The 13,666-nt window shown below is 72.0% G+C and carries 14 protein-coding genes; 5 read left to right on the top strand and 9 right to left on the bottom strand.

The features are described 5' to 3' along the window. Positions 1-669, top strand: a complete 669-nt coding sequence (locus AQI94_RS06060; protein ID WP_031061509.1) for a GntR family transcriptional regulator — start codon at positions 1-3, stop codon at positions 667-669. Here AQI94_RS06060 and pip read toward each other — a convergent pair. Continuing rightward, positions 666-1,628 carry a prolyl aminopeptidase gene (gene pip / locus AQI94_RS06055; RefSeq protein ID WP_031061507.1) on the bottom strand — a complete coding sequence of 321 codons (963 nt, stop codon included), beginning with the start codon at positions 1,626-1,628 and terminating at the stop codon, positions 666-668. The genes AQI94_RS06060 and pip overlap by 4 nt on opposite strands. A 9-nt stretch (positions 1,629-1,637) precedes the next feature. Then, on the bottom strand, positions 1,638-2,369 hold the full coding sequence (locus AQI94_RS06050) for a uracil-DNA glycosylase (RefSeq protein WP_037945419.1): 732 nt from the start codon (positions 2,367-2,369) through the stop codon (positions 1,638-1,640). A 121-nt stretch (positions 2,370-2,490) separates the two neighbouring features. Here AQI94_RS06050 and AQI94_RS06045 point away from each other — a divergent pair, with 121 nt between their 5' ends. After that, a complete protein-coding gene (locus AQI94_RS06045) occupies positions 2,491-3,234 on the top strand; it encodes an RNA-binding S4 domain-containing protein (protein ID WP_079062531.1) in 744 nt (247 codons plus the stop codon). Between the two features lie 148 nt (positions 3,235-3,382). Here the strand turns inward: AQI94_RS06045 and AQI94_RS06040 are convergent, their stop codons facing one another. Beyond that, a complete protein-coding gene (locus tag AQI94_RS06040) occupies positions 3,383-3,844 on the bottom strand; it encodes a DoxX family protein (RefSeq protein ID WP_031050564.1) in 462 nt (153 codons plus the stop codon). Between the two features lie 77 nt (positions 3,845-3,921). Continuing rightward, positions 3,922-4,818, bottom strand: coding sequence for an acyltransferase domain-containing protein (locus AQI94_RS06035; RefSeq protein ID WP_031050566.1), 897 nt, complete (start codon positions 4,816-4,818; stop codon positions 3,922-3,924). A 76-nt stretch (positions 4,819-4,894) separates the two neighbouring features. Between AQI94_RS06035 and AQI94_RS06030 the strand changes: the two genes are divergently transcribed. After that, complete coding sequence (locus tag AQI94_RS06030) at positions 4,895-5,161, top strand: DUF6343 family protein (protein WP_031050568.1); 267 nt, start codon at positions 4,895-4,897, stop codon at positions 5,159-5,161. A gap of 13 nt (positions 5,162-5,174) precedes the next feature. Here the strand turns inward: AQI94_RS06030 and AQI94_RS06025 are convergent, their stop codons facing one another. The 4 genes from AQI94_RS06025 to rpsA all read right to left on the bottom strand — a co-directional run bounded on the left by AQI94_RS06025 (position 5,175) and on the right by rpsA (position 8,957). After that, complete coding sequence (locus AQI94_RS06025; protein WP_031050570.1) at positions 5,175-5,555, bottom strand: tetratricopeptide repeat protein; 381 nt, start codon at positions 5,553-5,555, stop codon at positions 5,175-5,177. A 50-nt stretch (positions 5,556-5,605) separates the two neighbouring features. Then, positions 5,606-6,223, bottom strand: a complete 618-nt coding sequence (gene coaE, locus AQI94_RS06020; protein ID WP_031050572.1) for a dephospho-CoA kinase — start codon at positions 6,221-6,223, stop codon at positions 5,606-5,608. 28 nt (positions 6,224-6,251) lie between these two features. Beyond that, complete coding sequence (locus AQI94_RS06015) at positions 6,252-7,190, bottom strand: PAC2 family protein (protein ID WP_031050574.1); 939 nt, start codon at positions 7,188-7,190, stop codon at positions 6,252-6,254. Between the two features lie 258 nt (positions 7,191-7,448). Continuing rightward, positions 7,449-8,957: a 30S ribosomal protein S1 gene (gene rpsA / locus AQI94_RS06010; protein ID WP_031050576.1), complete on the bottom strand. Its 1,509-nt coding sequence runs from the start codon at positions 8,955-8,957 to the stop codon at positions 7,449-7,451. Between the two features lie 374 nt (positions 8,958-9,331). Here rpsA and AQI94_RS06005 point away from each other — a divergent pair, with 374 nt between their 5' ends. Then, the gene (locus AQI94_RS06005; RefSeq protein WP_051832452.1) at positions 9,332-10,168 is read left to right on the top strand and encodes a class I SAM-dependent methyltransferase; all 837 of its coding nucleotides are present in this window, start codon (positions 9,332-9,334) and stop codon (positions 10,166-10,168) included. 38 nt (positions 10,169-10,206) lie between these two features. Further along, positions 10,207-12,681, top strand: a complete 2,475-nt coding sequence (gene hrpB, locus AQI94_RS06000) for an ATP-dependent helicase HrpB (protein ID WP_062229611.1) — start codon at positions 10,207-10,209, stop codon at positions 12,679-12,681. Here the strand turns inward: hrpB and AQI94_RS05995 are convergent. Further along, positions 12,671-13,654 carry a DUF3068 domain-containing protein gene (locus tag AQI94_RS05995; RefSeq protein WP_031051682.1) on the bottom strand — a complete coding sequence of 328 codons (984 nt, stop codon included), beginning with the start codon at positions 13,652-13,654 and terminating at the stop codon, positions 12,671-12,673. The genes hrpB and AQI94_RS05995 overlap by 11 nt on opposite strands. Between the last annotated feature and the right edge of the window lie 12 nt (positions 13,655-13,666).

Below are 13,666 nucleotides of genomic sequence, written 5' to 3'. Positions count from 1 at the left end.
ATGAGCTCCACGACGAACACCGAGCCCCTCGGCGCCGTCCGCGAACGCGTCCTGACCACCCTGCGGCAGGAGATCATCGCGGGCGCACTGCGCCCGGGCGACCGGCTGGTCGAGCGGGAGCTCGCCGACCGCTTCGGGGTCTCCCGGGTGCCGGTCCGCGAGGCGATCCGCGCACTGGTCGCCGAGGGCTTCGTGCACTTCGAGACCCCGCGCCGGACGGTCGTACGACGGCTGACCCCGAACGACGTCAAGGAACTCTTCGAGCTGCGCGAGGCGTTGGAGGTGTACGCCGCGGGGCTCGCCGCGGCCCGGGCGACCCCGGAGGATCTCGCCGAGGTGGAGCGGCTGCTCGATCTCGCGGCGACCGCGACCGAGGCGGGCGACGCGGAGACCATCACGGACGTCAACAGCCGTCTGCACGACAGCATCGTGGCGATGGCCCGCAACAGCCTGCTGGTCGAGGCCCTGGAACCGGTTGCGGGACGGCTGCGCTGGATGACCCGGCGCAACGAGGAGTGGCCCCAACTCCTCGTCGAACACCGCGACCTGTACGAGGCGATCGCCTCGGGCGATCCGGACCGGGCCCGCGCGCACGCCCTCGCGCACGTGCGCACCAACTACGAGTCGACGGTACGGCAGTTGTTCGGGGACGCGGGCGCGACGGTCTAGCGGTTCCAGCCGCGCGCGTAGGTGTCCGTCGCCCGCACCAGCGCCTCAACGGCTCCGGGGGCCCCGGGGCTGTGCCCCGCCTCGTCGATCACCGTCAACTCGCTGCCCGGCCAGGCGTGATGAAGCCGCCAGACGGTGCCGAGGAGGTTGCCGAAGTCGAGACTGCCCTGGACGAGGGTGCCGGGAATGTCCTTCAACAGGGGCGCGTCACGCAGGACTACGCCGTCCTCGTCGAGGAAGTGACCGTTGCCCCAGTAGTGGGTGACGGTACGGGCGAAGCCCGCGCGGAACACCGGATCCTCGAAACGCTCGACCGACCCGGGCGGGGCGGGAATGGTCGCCGTCTCCCAGTCCGTCCAGGCTCGTGCCGCCCGCTCGCGGACCTCCGCGTCGGGCGACTCCAGCAACCGGTTGTAGGCGGCGGCGAGGTTCCCGTCCCGTTCGGCAACGGGCAACTCGCCGACGAACCGTTCGAACGCCTCGGGGAAGATCTTCCCCATTCCCCTGGTGAGCAGGGCGACTTCGGCGTCGGACCCGGTGGCGATCCCCGTCAGCACGATCTCCGTCACGGCCTCCGGGTGCGTCTGGGCGTACCGCAGCCCCAGCACCGAACCGAACGACAGCCCCCACACCAGCCACCGCTCGATCCCCAGATGCCGCCGCAGCAGCTCCAGGTCCGCGATGAGATGCGGGGTGGTGTTGACGCTCATGTCGGTGTCGTACGCGCTCGCGGGCGGCGTCGACCGCCCGGCGCCCCGCTGGTCGAGGAGCACGATCCGGTACGCGGCGGGGTCGAACAGCCGCCGCGCCCAAGGCGTGCAACCGGACCCCGGCCCGCCGTGCAGCACCACCGCCGGCTTGCCGTCCGGATTCCCGCAGGTCTCCCAGTACACGTGGTTGCCGTCGCCGACGTCGAGCATGCCGTGGTCGTACGGTTCGATCTCCGGGTAGAGAGGCATCCGGCGACCCTAACCGTCGTGAGGCGGCCGCGTCGTCCCGATTTCGCCGGTGAGGCCGTGCAGACCCGCCGCCTCGGCCGCCCTGCGCAGTACGTCCCGCAGCATCTCGGGCGTGAGCTTGCCGGTGAAGGTGTTGCGCTGGCTGACGTGGAAGCAGCCGAAGAGTTCGAGGCCGTCGAGCGGGACGCGCGTCCCGTGCCCGAAGGCGGGCCGCGGCCGGGGCACGGTCCAGCCGGCCGCCGTGAACGCGGGCAGCGCCGCCTGCCAGCCGAAGGCGCCGAGCACGACCACGGAACGGAGTGTGGGCCGCAGCAGGTTCAGCTCCTGGACCAGCCAGGGCCGGCAGGTGTCGCGCTCGCCGGGGGTGGGTTTGTTGGCGGGCGGGGCGCAGCGCACGGGCGAGGTGATCCGCACGCCCCGCAGCTCCAGTCCGTCGTCCGCGGTCACGGCGGTCGGCTGCGAGGCGAGCCCGATGTCGTACAGCGCCCGGTACAGCACGTCTCCGGAACGGTCGCCGGTGAACATCCGCCCGGTACGGTTCCCGCCGTGCGCGGCCGGAGCGAGTCCGACGATCAGCATGCGCGCGTCCGCCGGCCCGAAGCCGGGCACCGGCCGCCCCCAGTACGTCCAGTCGGCGAACGCGGCCCGCTTGGTCCGGGCGACCTCCTCCCGCCAGTCGACCAGACGGGGGCAGGCACGACAGCCCGAGATCCGGCGGTCGAGATCGGCGAGGGCGTCCACGCGTCCACGGTACGGGCAGGTCGCCGGGGCGGCGGCCGGGCGGCGGTGGCGGGCCGTCCTGACGGGGACCGCCCGGAAAACCCACCCGGGGTGCGCGGTCCCGCGTACTAAGGTCGGAGCCATGGCTGTGGAACGTACCGACGACAACGAGACCGGCGCGACGGCCGACGGTCCCGGCGCGCGGGTCGCCGACCGGGACCCCGCGGCTCCCGGTGCCGTGGCCGCCGAATCGCCGGACCCGAAGATCGCCGCCGCCGTCGCCGCCGCGGAGGCCGCCGGGCCGCAGAACGGCGAGAGCGTGCGGATCGACAGCTGGATCTGGTCCGTACGCCTGGCCAAGACCCGTTCCGCCGGAGCCACCGCCTGCCGGGGCGGGCATGTGCGGGTGAACGGCGAGCGTGTGAAGCCCGCCCACTCCCTGCGCGTCGGCGACGAGGTGCGCGTCCGCCAGGAGGGCTGGGAGCGGGTCGTCGTGGTCAAGAGGCTGATCCGCAAGCGGGTCGGCGCCCCCGTGGCCGTCCAGTGCTACGTCGACAACTCTCCCCCGCCCCCGCCCCGCACGCCCGTCGCCCCCGCCGGCATCCGCGACCGCGGCGCCGGCCGCCCGACCAAGCGCGACCGCCGCGAGCTGGAACGCCTGCGCGGCCTCACGGAGGGCAACCGCCGGGGCCGTTTCGCCGGACCGAGCGGACCGGGCGGACCAGGCGGACCGGGCGGATCCGACGGCCCGGAGGGATCCGGCAGCCCGGAGGCCGCGGGCGGCTCGGACGAGGCGGGCAATGCGGGCGCCGCGGCCCGCCGTTCGGACCGGAGCCGGCGCGCGGGCCGGGGCGGGAACGCGGACAGGAGCGGGCGCTCGCGCTGAGCGGCCCCTCGGGCTCTCGGCTCCTCGGAACCCGGCACCGAACCCCACCCGTCGGTCACCACACCCCTCGGTCACCACACCGAGGCCGGGTCCCCCGCGCTTCCGGCAGGGGACCCGGCCTCGGCGCGCCGGCCGTGGGCCGCTCTCCTCATGCCCGTCGTCGCACCAGCCGCAGCAGGTCGGCATTGTGCCGCCGCCGGGCCCAGGCGATCAGGGCGAGCGGGACGATCAGGATGAGCGGAGTCGCCGCGTTCTCCCCGTCGAAGTAGGTGAGCTGCACGACGAACGCGCCGACCATCAGCCCGCTCAGCGCCACGGCCGCCACCGACTGCAGCACCGGGATCAACAGGGCGATCCCACCGGCCAGTTCGAGCACCCCGATGGTGTACATCCCGGCGCTGCCCCAGCCCATCCGGTCGAAGCCCTCGGCGGCCGAGGGGTGCGCGATCAGCTTGGGGAGCGCGCTGGCGACGACGTAGAAGAGGGCGAGCACGACCTGCAGGGTGCGCAGCGCGATCCGGGCCCGGCGGCCTCGCGGGGTCGGGGACTCGGCGATGACGGGGGCGGTGGAGGCGGCGGTGCGGGTGACGGGGACGGTGGTCTCGGACATCGGGGTCTCCTGGGGGAAGCGGTCCGTGGTGCTGTCGCAGGGGTAGACCCCGGCCCCGGCCCGAACTCATCGCCGGGCTAGAGGGGAAACCAGCCGTGCCCGATGTACCAGTGCCCGCCGGCCCTCAGATGGTCGCCCACGGCCCGCTCAAGCGCCGTCCTCCGTGGCAGGCTCTCCACCGACAACTCCGGGTCCCCGAACACGAACTGCACCGGCTCGGTGTCCTCCGGCTTGTCCTCGGGGGCCGTCCGGAAGCGCTCCTGGAACCGGACGATGTTGGAGTCCGCGGGCAGGTACTCCTTCAACTGCGGGTCGAGCAGCCAGGAATGACACAGCGCGGCGCGATACGGCTCCTCCGGGAAGTGCCGGGCGAAGAACTCGGCGGCCAGGGCCAGCGAGCGATCGCAGGCCTCCGGTGACAGCGGGCCGAGGAAGTCGGGGATGTGCAGGCTCAGACAGGGCGTACCGGGAGCGAGGTCCAGTCCGGCCGCCGCGAGCGTGCGGCTGTTCCACGGCCCGTACCGCGTGCGCTCGAACTGGAGTCGCCCCAGCTGGTACAGCTCGCCCCGCGAGTGGCGGGTCAGCCAGCGCGGTGACTGCACGCCGGCCCTGTCGTACCGTCTGCGGTGCACGGCCATGTTCCGGCCGAGGTCGGCGAGGGTGCGCCGGGACACCTCGGCCGGGATGCCGCGCTCGCGGTGGTACGCGCGCGTGTGGGGCAGCGCCGCCACGAACACGTAGACGGGGAAGCAGCGCTGGAGGGCTCCGGCGGGCCAGTCGAGCTCGGGCAGGACGACCGGATCGTCGGCCCTGCCCATGTCCCGGACGAGTTCGTCGACGGAGTGTTCCAGGAACCGCCGCAGCTCCGGGTCGTCCATGACCCGTCGGCCCATCCGCACGAGTTCGTTGACGTCCTCGTGCGGTACGGCCAGTTCCACCAGCACCTCGGCCAGTTCGTCGGCATCCGGAAGCACGCGGTGACCCCCTCATCGGCCCTTTGGTCAGCATCCGTTCCGAAGAGTACGTTGCAGAGGAGGGGTGGTGATCCCGATGCGTACAGGCAGTGAGCCCACGACAGCGCGCAGTGCGCTGCGGGCACGGTTCTGGCTGAGCGTGTGGGGGCTGGTCTGGGCGGTCTTCGGCACGGCCGCGTTCGCGCTGGCGGGCCGCCCCGGGTGGGCGATCGCCTGCGGGGTGCTCTGGCTGGTGATCACCGTCGACACGACGGTGATCCTCCGGCACATCCGGCAGGGACCGCACTACCAGCCGGGCCCCGACATCCCGCCGTACCGGCCACCGGAGAGCCGGCCCCGGTAGCGGGCCGGCCCGCTCAGGAGTCGAAGCGCGCGGCCTTCAGGAACTCCGGATTGGGATCCAGCGCTGCCGCCAGCCGGAAGTGCCGCCTGGCCTGGTCGGGCCGTCCCTGGCGCTCGTAGGTGCGGGCGAGCGCGAAGTGGGCGAAGGCGTTGTCCGGCTCACGCTCCAGGACGATGGTGAACTCCAGCTCGGCGGGCCGCAGTTGCGCGGCGGCGAAGAACGCCCGCGCGCGCAGCAGCCGGGCCGCGGTGTTCTCCGGGTGGGCGGCGATGACGGAGTCGAGCAGCTTCACCGCGCCCCGCGGGTCCCGCGCGGAGAGCAACTGCTCGGCTGCGCGGTAGTCGATGACATGCGTCTCCGGAGTACGTCCGGTCGATCCGCTGATCTCGGGCACGGCTCAGTCCTTCCCTCACTGGAAGGGTTCAACGCCCGGACCGGGGGGCGCTATTCCTGGGACGCCCGGGACGCGCGGGCCCGCCGCAGGAGATCGCCCCATACGTCCCGCACGCGTCGGCGCAGCTCATCCAGGGGTACGTCGTTGTCGATCACGATGTCCGCGATCTCCAGGCGCTTCTCGCGCGTCGCCTGGGCGGCCATGCGTGCGCGTGCGTCCTGCTCGGTCATGCCGCGCAGCCCGACGAGCCGGTCGAGCTGGGTCTGGGGGCCGACGTCGACGACGATCACGAGGTCGTAGAGCGGGGCGAGGCCGTTCTCCGTGAGGAGCGGGACGTCGTGGACGACGACGGCGTCCTCGGCGGCGGCTGATTCGAGTTCCTGGGAGCGGGCGCCCACCAGGGGATGCACGATCGAGTTCAGTACGGCGAGCCGCTCCGGGTCGGCGAAGACGACGGAGCCCAGCCTGGGGCGGTCGAGGCTGCCGTCCTCGGCGAGTACGTCCTCACCGAAGGCATCCACGACCGCGGCGAGTCCGGGCGTGCCCGGCGCGACGACCTCGCGTGCGATGCGGTCCGCGTCGATCAGGACGGCACCGTGCTCCACGAGGAGCTTCGACACCTCACTCTTGCCGGCGCCGATACCGCCGGTCAGGCCCACCTTCAGCATGACCGGAAGCCTAGACGCTCGGCACGCGTCAGTTGTCGCCTTCCCTCTCGGCCAGGAAGCGCTCGAACTCCATCCCGATCTCGTCGGCCGACGGAATGTCCACGGGCTCGGCGAGCATGTTGCCCCTGGTCTCCGCGCCGGCCGCCGCGTCGTACTGGTGCTCAAGACCCTGGACCAGGGCCACGAGGTCCTCGTCGCCCTCCTGGATCTGGCGGTCGATCTCGGTCTGGGTGCGGTGGGCGTCGGTGCGCAGGGCGTGGGCGATGCCGGGCAGGACCATGCCGGTGGCGGCCGTGATGGCCTCCAGGGCGGTCAGGGCGGCGTCCGGGTAGGGCGAGCGCGCGATGTAGTGCGGGACGTGTGCGGCGACGCCCAGGACGTCGTGGCCGGCCTCCATGAGCCGGTACTCGACCAGGGCCTCGGCGCTGCCCGGCACCTGGGCCTCCTCGAAGGGGCTGCGGTGGCCGGGGACGAGGTCGTGACGGTTGCCGTGCGGGGTGAGGCCCACGGGACGGGTGTGCGGAACCCCCATGGGGATGCCGTGGAAGTTCACGGACAGCCGGACGCCGAGCCGCTCCACGATCTGCTGGACGGCCGCGGCGAAGCGCTCCCACTCCACGTCCGGCTCCGGGCCGGACAGCAGCAGGAAGGGCGCTCCGGTGGCGTCCTGGACGAGCCGCACGTCGATCGTGGGCTCCTCGTACTCCGTCCAGCGGTCGCGCTTGAAGGTGAGCAGCGGACGGCGGGCGCGGTAGTCCACCAGCCGGTCGTGGTCGAAACGGGCCACGACCTGGTGGGGCAGCGTGTCGAGCAGTCGCTCGACGATCTGGTCGCCGGTCTCGCCCGCGTCGATGTATCCGTCGAAGTGGTAGAGCATGACCAGGCCGGCCGACTCCTGCGCGAGCGCCATGTCGACGACGGCGAGGCCCTTGGGCTCCCATGCGTACAAACCCTGCGGATCAAGCACAGTGACCGCTCCTCCTCGTGTTCATACTGCACAACACGCCCTGGAACAGCGGCATTCCCACCCGAGCGCTTGATCAGGCCATCTGTTGCGGCCTTTTCATGACAGGGGGTGAGCGCAACGCGCCCCGTAAGGGGCGCGGGGAACTGCGCGGGAAGCCCCACCGGGCCCACAGCCGAAAACCGACCCGGACAACACTGAGGGGCCGCACCTCGAAAGGTACGGCCCCACAGTTACCGGCTAAACCTCAGCGGCAAGCGTTCAGCTCTGGCCACCGGCCAGCTTCTCGCGCAGCGCGGCGAGCGCCTCGTCCGAAGCCAGCGCGCCGGAGGTGTCCGCACCCTCGGAGGAGTACGAACCGCCACCGCCGCCGCCACCCGCGGCCGGAGCGGCGCCCGCAGCGTCCCCGCCCTCGGCGGCGGCAGCCGCGTCGGCCTCACGGGACTTGATGACCTGCTGCTGGTGCTGCTCGAAGCGGGTCTGCGCCTCGGCGTACTGGTTCTCCCACACCTCACGCTGGGATTCGAAGCCCTCGAGCCAGTCGTTGGTCTCGGGGTCGAAGCCCTCGGGGTAGATGTAGTTGCCCTGGTCGTCGTACGACGCGGCCATGCCGTACAGGGTCGGGTCGAACTCGACCGAGGCCGGGTCCGAACCGAAGGCCTCGTTGGCCTGCTTCAGCGAGAGGCTGATGCGACGGCGCTCGAGGTCGATGTCGATGACCTTGACGAAGATCTCGTCGTTGACCTGGACGACCTGCTCCGGGATCTCCACGTGGCGCTCGGCCAGCTCGGAGATGTGGACCAGACCCTCGATGCCCTCGTCCACGCGGACGAACGCACCGAACGGAACCAGCTTCGTGACCTTGCCGGGCACGACCTGGCCGATCTGGTGGGTGCGGGCGAACTGCTGCCACGGGTCTTCCTGGGTCGCCTTCAGCGACAGGGAGACACGCTCGCGGTCCATGTCGACGTCGAGGACCTCGACGGTGACTTCCTGGCCGACCTCGACAACCTCGGAGGGGTGGTCGATGTGCTTCCAGGAGAGCTCGGAGACGTGGACCAGACCGTCGACGCCACCCAGGTCCACGAAGGCACCGAAGTTGACGATCGAGGAGACCACACCGGAGCGGACCTGACCCTTCTGGAGGGTCGTGAGGAACGTCTGGCGAACCTCGGACTGGGTCTGCTCGAGCCAGGCACGGCGGGACAGGACCACGTTGTTGCGGTTCTTGTCCAGCTCGATGATCTTGGCCTCGAGCTCCTTGCCCACGTAAGGCTGGAGGTCGCGAACGCGGCGCATCTCGACGAGGGAGGCCGGCAGGAAGCCACGGAGGCCGATGTCGAGGATGAGACCACCCTTGACGACCTCGATGACGGTACCGGTGACGATGCCGTCTTCTTCCTTGATCTTCTCGATGGTGCCCCAGGCACGCTCGTACTGGGCGCGCTTCTTCGAGAGGATCAGGCGGCCTTCCTTGTCCTCCTTCTGGAGAACAAGGGCCTCGATCTCATCGCCCACGGCGACGACCTCGTTGGGGTCGACGTCGTGCTTGATGGAGAGCTCGCGGCTCGGGATAACGCCTTCGGTCTTGTAACCGATGTCGAGCAGGACCTCGTCCCGGTCGACCTTCACGATGACGCCGTCGACGATGTCGCCGTCGTTGAAGTACTTGATCGTCTCGTCGATCGCGGCGAGGAAGGCTTCCTCGTTACCGATGTCGTTGACCGCTACCTGCGGAGTGGTAGAGGTGGTCTCGGTGCTGCTCGTCATGTGGGAAAGGGCTCCGGTACGGACAGTGAGTCGTAGGTACTGCTTACGCCGGGAGCCTGTTTCGCTCTGAAGAAGCCGGACAGCCAAGGAAGCGCCACACAAAACCACTGGTGGCGCCTCGACAACCGAGGGGACATACAACAGATGCGAGCGCAGCCTGCTACGTCTGAGGAGCGCAGGCCCGCAGCGCAACTTGTAGCATACGGGGGCAGCCGGACAGGGTCAATGCGCGAAGGCGCACACCCGGGGCGGATCGCCGCATACCCGGCACAAAACCTGTCTCACGAGGCCACGCGGGCCCGGCGGAGCCCCATTCGTGACGTCCGTCGCGACGGGTCGGACGGAAGAGCCCGCAGACTAATACGAGGGAGCCGATCATCCAAGAGTCCGCATCACACCCGCAGGATTCCGGCCCTGACGCCGAGTCGCAGGCCACCCGCCGTGACGCGGACGTCACGGAGAGCGCCCGCGCCAACCGCGGCTGGTGGGACCGCAACGCGGACGAGTACCAGATCGAGCACGGCACGTTCCTCGGCGACGACCGCTTCGTGTGGGGCCCCGAGGGCCTCGACGAGGTGGAGGCCGAGCTGCTGGGCCCGCCCGAGGACCTCAAGGGCAAGGACGTCCTGGAGATCGGCGCCGGCGCCGCCCAGTGCGCGCGCTGGCTGGCCGAGCAGGGCGCCCGCCCGGTCGCCCTCGACATCTCGCACCGCCAGCTCCAGCACGCCCTGCGCATCGGTTCGTCCTTCCCCCTGGTGTGCGCCGACGCGGGCGCGCTGCCCTTCGCGGACGGCTCCTTCGACCTGGCCTGCTCGGCGTACGGCGCGCTGCCGTTCGTCGCCGAGCCGGTACTGGTCCTGAAGGAGGTGCGCCGCGTCCTGCGCCCGGGCGGCCGCTTCGTCTTCTCCGTCACCCACCCCATTCGCTGGGCCTTCCCGGACGAGCCCGGCCCCGAGGGCCTGTCCGTCTCCGCCTCCTACTTCGACCGCACGCCCTACGTCGAACAGGACGAGGAGGGCCGCGCGGTCTACGTCGAGCACCACCGCACGATCGGCGACCGGGTCCGTGACGTGGTCGCGGGCGGCTTCCGCCTGGTCGACCTGGTGGAGCCGGAGTGGCCGGTCTGGAACACCTCGGAGTGGGGCGGCTGGTCCCCGCTGCGCGGCAACCTGATCCCGGGCAGCGCGATCTTCGTGTGTGAACGGGACTGACGCGCCAGGGGTTCGGGCGTCCGTACGACACTAGGGGCGTGATCCGTTACGACGCCCTGGACGCCCTTCCCGTACGCAGCGCCCTGCCCGCGCTGGGCGACGCCCTGGAGGGGCACGGCACTGCGGTCCTCGTGGCACCGCCGGGCACCGGCAAGACGACCCTCGTCCCGCTGGTGCTCGCGGGTCTGCTGGACTCCGGCGCACCCGCGCGGAAGGTCGTCGTCGCCGAGCCCCGCCGTATCGCCGCCCGCGCGGCGGCCCGGCGGATGGCGTGGCTGCTGGGCGAGCAGGTCGGCGCGAGCGTCGGCTACACCGTGCGCGGCGAGCGGGTGGTGGGACGCCACACGCGCGTGGAGGTCGTCACCACGGGCGTGCTGCTCCAGCGGCTTCAGCGCGACCAGGAACTGACGGGCGTGGACGCGGTGGTGCTCGACGAGTGCCACGAACGGCATCTGGACGCGGACACGACGGCCGCCTTCCTGTGGGACGTACGGCAGACCCTGCGGCCGGAGCTGCGCCTGGTGGCCGCGTCCGCGACGACCGACGCCCAGGGCTGGGCGCAGCTGCTGGGCGACGCCCCCGTGGTGGAGGCGCAGGGCGTCTCGCATCCGGTGGAGGTCGTGTGGGCGCCGCCGCCGCGTCCCGTGCGCCCGCCGCACGGCATGCGGGTCGATCCCGCGCAGCTCACGCACGTCGCGTCGGTCGTACGGCGGGCGCTGTCCGAGCGGGCGGGGGACGTGCTGTGCTTCCTGCCGGGCGTGGGCGAGATCGCGCGCGTGGCCGGTCAGTTGGGCGATCTCGGGGACGTCGAGGTGCTGCAGGTGCACGGGCGGGCGCCGGCGGCCGTGCAGGACGCGGTGCTGGCGGGCGGTGAACGGCGTCGGGTGGTGCTCGCGACCTCCGTGGCCGAGTCATCCCTGACCGTGCCGGGCGTGCGGGTGGTCGTCGACTCGGGGCTCGCGCGGGAGCCGCGCGTCGACCACGCGCGCGGGCTGAGCGCGCTCGCGACCGTGCGGGCCTCGCAGGCCGCCGGACGGCAGCGGGCGGGCCGGGCCGGGCGGGAGGCGCCGGGTGCGGTGTACCGGTGCTGGGCGGAGGCCGAGGATGCCCGCCTGGCGCGTTTCCCGTCGCCGGAGATCAAGGTGGCCGACCTGACGGCGTTCGCGTTGCAGGTGGCCTGCTGGGGCGATCCGGACGCGTCCGGCCTCGCCCTGCTGGATCCGCCGCCGGGCGGGGCGATGGCCGCCGCGCGGGAGGTGCTGACGGCTGTCGGAGCGGTGGACGCGGCCGGCCGGGCGACCGCCCGGGGTACGCGGCTGGCCCGCCTGGGCCTGCATCCCCGGCTGGGACGGGCGCTGCTGGACACCTCCGGGGCGGGCGCCGAGGCGGTCGCGCTGCTGTCGGAGGAGCCGCCGCGGGAGTACGGCGACGACCTGGCGGCCGCCGTACGGACCGCTCGGCGCGGTGGTGACGCCTATGCGGGACGGTGGCGGTCGGAGGTACGGCGGCTGCGCTCCGCCGCGGCGGAGTTCGCCGGGCCGGGCGCGGGCAACGACGGTCTCGTCGCCGCGCTCGCCTTCCCCGAGCGGGTCGCCAGGGCCGACTCGGGCTCCTATCTCATGGCCTCCGGCACCCGCGCCGAACTCTCCGACGGTTCCCCGCTGCGGGGCTCGCCCTGGATCGCCGTGGCCGTGGCGGACCGGCCCGTCGGAAAGGGGCACGCGCGGGTGCAGCTCGCCGCCGTGATCGACGAGGACACCGCCCGGTCGGCGGCCGCGTCCCTGTACTCCGAGCGCCAGGAGGTGCACTGGGCCGACGGGGACGTCGTGGCACGCCGGGTGGAGCGGCTCGGGGCGATCGAGCTCGCGGTACGGCCCCTGCGGGACGCCGACCCCGTCCTCGTACGCGAGGCCCTCCTCGAAGGGCTCCGCCAGGATGGGCTGCGGCTGCTGCGGTGGACGCCCGACGCGGACGTCCTGCGGCAGCGGCTGGCGTTCCTGCGCCACCACCTGGGCGACCCGTGGCCCGACGTCGGCGAGGACGCGCTGCACGCGCGCGTGGACGAATGGCTGGAGCCCGAGCTGAGCCGTGCCCGGCGCCGGGCCGACCTGGCGCGCATCGACGCCGGACAGGCCCTGCGCAGGCTCCTGCCCTGGGTCTGCGGCGAGGCGACACGGCTGGACGAGCTGGCGCCGGAGCGGATCGCCGTACCGAGCGGGTCCAGGGTCCGGATCGACTACGGCACCCCCGAACAGCCGGTGCTCGCGGTGAAGTTGCAGGAGATGTTCGGGCTGCAGGAGTCGCCCCGGATCGCCGGCGTGCCCCTCCTGGTCCATCTCCTCTCCCCCGCCGGGCGCCCCGCCGCGGTCACCGCCGACCTCGCCTCCTTCTGGAAGGACGGCTACCAGGGTGTGCGGGCGGAGCTGCGCGGCCGGTACCCGAAGCATCCGTGGCCCGAGGACCCGGCGGGCGCCGAGCCGACGCGGTACACCAACGCGCGGCTCAGGCGGTGACCGGTTCGGGCTCGTCGACCCTGGTGGGGGCGGGGCGGCGGTCGCGGGCCTCCAGCCACAGCGACAGCGCCAGCAGCAGGACGCCCAGGACCAAAAAGCCCCACGGCAGGTAGGAGGTCATGAGGAGGACGAGGGTGCGGTTCGACTCGACCAGGTCGACGGTGTGCCGGATGTAGTCCTCGCGCATCTTCACGTCGCCGGCGAAGACCGTCACCTTGTCGCGTCCGCCGAGCAGGGTGCCGCCGCGCAGTTCCTCCTTGTGGAGTTCCTCGCCGTAGACGGGCGCACCGGTGACGGGTTCGACCCAGAACCTGCGGACCGTGGTGTACCACCGGGTGGTGCCCGTCTTGGCGAGGGACGCGGGGGTGATGCCCTGGACCGGCATGGTCTTCGGGAAGGGCACCTTGGTCCAGGGGATGGTCTGCTCGAAGTAGTAGACGTCCAGGCCGCGGAAGTTCCGGGTGCCCATGTAGTGGATGGGGGCCGAGGTGCGGGCCTGGGCGTCGAAGTACACGTAGTCCCGTTTCTCGGTGAGGAAGGGCCACTTGAACTCGATGCCCGCGCGCTTGACGGGGTCGCCGTCGACCATCTCGCCGGTGGCGTGGACGGGGTCCTGGGTGTGGGCGTCGAAGATGTAGCGCTCGGGGATCTTGGAGACCATCTTGCCGTCGGGTCCGACGACATAGGACAGCCCGTCCCAGACGACGACATCCTTCCCGGCGGTCTTCTCGATCTTCTCCGAGGCCTCCACGTTGCCCTTGAGCGTCTGCACGATGGTGATCTTGGAGACCTTCTTCGCGGTCATCGAGCCGTAGTCGAGGAGGGTCGCGTCCTTGGCCTCCAGGACCATGTCCTGGTACTGGTTCGCCGGGATCTTGGCGAGGCGCGGGAAGGCGTACCAGCGCAGCAGCGGGGACAGCGCCGCGAAGAACACGGCGAGGGCGAGCAGGACCAGGCTGGTCTTGCGGCGCATCTCGGCCTCCCG

This window comes from Streptomyces pseudovenezuelae, from assembly GCF_001513955.1.
GTDB lineage: Bacteria > Actinomycetota > Actinomycetes > Streptomycetales > Streptomycetaceae > Streptomyces > Streptomyces pseudovenezuelae.
This window is presented reverse-complemented; position numbering and strand designations above follow the sequence as displayed.

Bases quoted from the DNA above. Each gene is read 5' to 3' on its own strand.
- AQI94_RS06060 (WP_031061509.1), top strand. From the start codon at position 1: ATGAGCTCCACGACGAACACCGAGCCCCTCGGCGCCGTCCGCGAACGC.
- pip (WP_031061507.1), bottom strand. From the start codon at position 1,628: ATGCCTCTCTACCCGGAGATCGAACCGTACGACCACGGCATGCTCGAC.
- AQI94_RS06045 (WP_079062531.1), top strand. From the start codon at position 2,491: ATGGCTGTGGAACGTACCGACGACAACGAGACCGGCGCGACGGCCGAC.
- AQI94_RS06040 (WP_031050564.1), bottom strand. From the start codon at position 3,844: ATGTCCGAGACCACCGTCCCCGTCACCCGCACCGCCGCCTCCACCGCC.
- AQI94_RS06030 (WP_031050568.1), top strand. From the start codon at position 4,895: ATGCGTACAGGCAGTGAGCCCACGACAGCGCGCAGTGCGCTGCGGGCA.
- coaE (WP_031050572.1), bottom strand. From the start codon at position 6,223: ATGCTGAAGGTGGGCCTGACCGGCGGTATCGGCGCCGGCAAGAGTGAG.
- rpsA (WP_031050576.1), bottom strand. From the start codon at position 8,957: ATGACGAGCAGCACCGAGACCACCTCTACCACTCCGCAGGTAGCGGTC.
- AQI94_RS05995 (WP_031051682.1), bottom strand. From the start codon at position 13,654: ATGCGCCGCAAGACCAGCCTGGTCCTGCTCGCCCTCGCCGTGTTCTTC.